Annotated in this window: 2 protein-coding genes; both read right to left on the bottom strand. The window is 64.1% G+C overall.

Annotation, left to right across the window (positions count from 1 at the left end; all coding sequences use genetic code 11):
- Positions 1-17 precede the first annotated feature (17 nt).
- Positions 18-701, bottom strand: a complete 684-nt coding sequence (locus tag ACU8YC_RS24780; RefSeq protein WP_446895932.1) for a fimbria/pilus periplasmic chaperone — start codon at positions 699-701, stop codon at positions 18-20.
- Positions 691-1,989, bottom strand: a 1,299-nt coding sequence (locus ACU8YC_RS24775; RefSeq protein ID WP_446895931.1) for a fimbria/pilus outer membrane usher protein, incomplete at its 5' end; no start/stop codon positions are given. The genes ACU8YC_RS24780 and ACU8YC_RS24775, both read right to left, overlap by 11 nt.

Genomic DNA, 1,989 nt, shown 5'->3' with positions numbered 1-1,989 from the left:
GATGCCTCCTGAGCGCATCAGCGCTTTTTACCAATCGTGTGGTTTATCAGTGCCCCCAGGTCTGTCAGGGCCGAGACCTGCGACACATTCAGCCCCGTGATATCCAGCGCATCCCCCGGCATAAACAGCCCCAGTTTTTCCTGCTGGGCCTGCGTCAGCGTCTGCACCTGCCCCTTTTTGTCCAGCAGGCTGCCAATCACAAACACATACGGCGTCGGGTTCTTCAGCATCAGACGGTCACCCTGTTTCTCCACCTGCAGGCGCTCCTCTGCTTTCGCCCGGTCTTTCACCAGACTGGCCGGACGGTAGAACACCTTCACCCGGGTGCGCATGGCCACCGAAATACCGCTGCCTTCCTTTGCCGGGGGAATATCCTGCAGGTTCAGCCAGTAAACGGACTCCCTGTCCTGCGGCACATGTTCAGACGCGCGGATCACCCGGAAAACCTGACGCTCCTTTCCCTTGATCCGGAAGAACGAAGGCGTGGCCACCAGGCTCGGCCGGGTGTCAGTCTCGGTAATGTTGTCCAGCCAGACCTGCCCCCCGAACAGCCGGGTTGAGGTGTTTTCAACCGTGACGGAAATCGCAGGCTGGTCGCCTTTAAAAATGTACCGGGTGGCATCCATCACCAGTGCCGCCTGGGCGCCGGCACTCATCATTCCGGCCAGCATCAGGGCCAGCACGCCGTGTTTAATTTTCACAAATCACCTCCTGCAGTTTGTCGGTCTCTTTCAGTTTTTGAGTCGGTATCACGCAGCGATCCAGATGCAGGGCCTGCGGTTTATCCACGTAGTTAATCAGCAGCACACCGTTATGAGAGATAAACCCCAGCGGTGTGCCTTTTTCACTCTTCGCCCAGGTGCCCGGCGTCACAAACTCCCCGTTCTGCTGACGCACCTGAAGCAGATAACGGTTCACCTCCAGCACCTCAAAGGGCAGCCAGACCACCGCCTGCGAGGTGGGGGTGAGCGTGTGACTGGTGGTACCCAGCTCCACATTCGCCGGCAGGGACGCCGCATCGACGGAAATGGTGTTGGGCAGATACCCGGACAGCGGGATCACCACGTTCCCCCGGCTGTCGGTACTGTTGTTATTGCTGCCGCTGAAACGCACCCCTTTCACGCCCGGTACCCCCGCGATGGCCACGGTGTCATGGGTGTTGCTGCTCAGCACCACGCTGCCTGCCGCCGGGACGGCCAGCACCGAGCCGGAAACCTGTCCGGCCGACCATGTCTGCGCGTTATTACGGTTCAGCATCATGCTGGCGCGGACCCGCTCCCCGGCCCAGGACGCATCGAGCGCCTGCTGCGACGTCCCGCCCCGGCTGGTACCGGTACTGACCCCCATATTCAGCCGGTCAGTGACCGGCCCCGAGAGACCGGCCGACATGCTGCGGCTGCCCCCGCTGCCGCTGGTCACGCTGGTACTGCTGTTATACCGGCGCCCGGCCAGGTCAAACGGCACGGAAACGGAGGCGGAGACGGCATAATTACTCCGCCCGTTCGCTTCAGACCAGGTGCCCCCGAGGCTGAATCCCACGCCCCACGGGCGGGCTGAGAGCCGGGCCGTCAGCCCGGACTCGCGGCCGGGATGGTTCCAGAAATCCCGCTGCCAGGCAGACAGCCCCATGCTGCTGCTTCCCCACAGCGCCTGCGTGTACTGCAGGGCCTGCTCATTCTTTCTCTGCCGGCTGCGGGACAGACGGGTCTCATCGCTCCCCCCCTCCTCCGCGCCCCGCCGGGCACGACGCCCCGGCGCGTCCGGATCGAAGCTGCCCAGTTCGGTATAGTCCGCGCTCTGGCGCGACGCGCTCAGCTGAATACGCGCCCCGGTGGCGGGGGCGAAAGCCCAGGCCACCCCGGTCCGTTCCCCGCGCCGGACATCCCCGTTGCTGTACCGGGCCTGGCTGGTACTGGCGGAGAGAGACAGGCTGCCCGCCACACCCGGGCTGGACACCAGCTCCACGCCCGCCCCGGTGTACCGGCTGTG

The sequence above is a fragment of the Citrobacter sp. VF227 genome (assembly GCF_052950715.1).
Note: the sequence above shows the minus strand (reverse complement) of the source record. Positions and strands in the feature narration are given on the sequence as shown.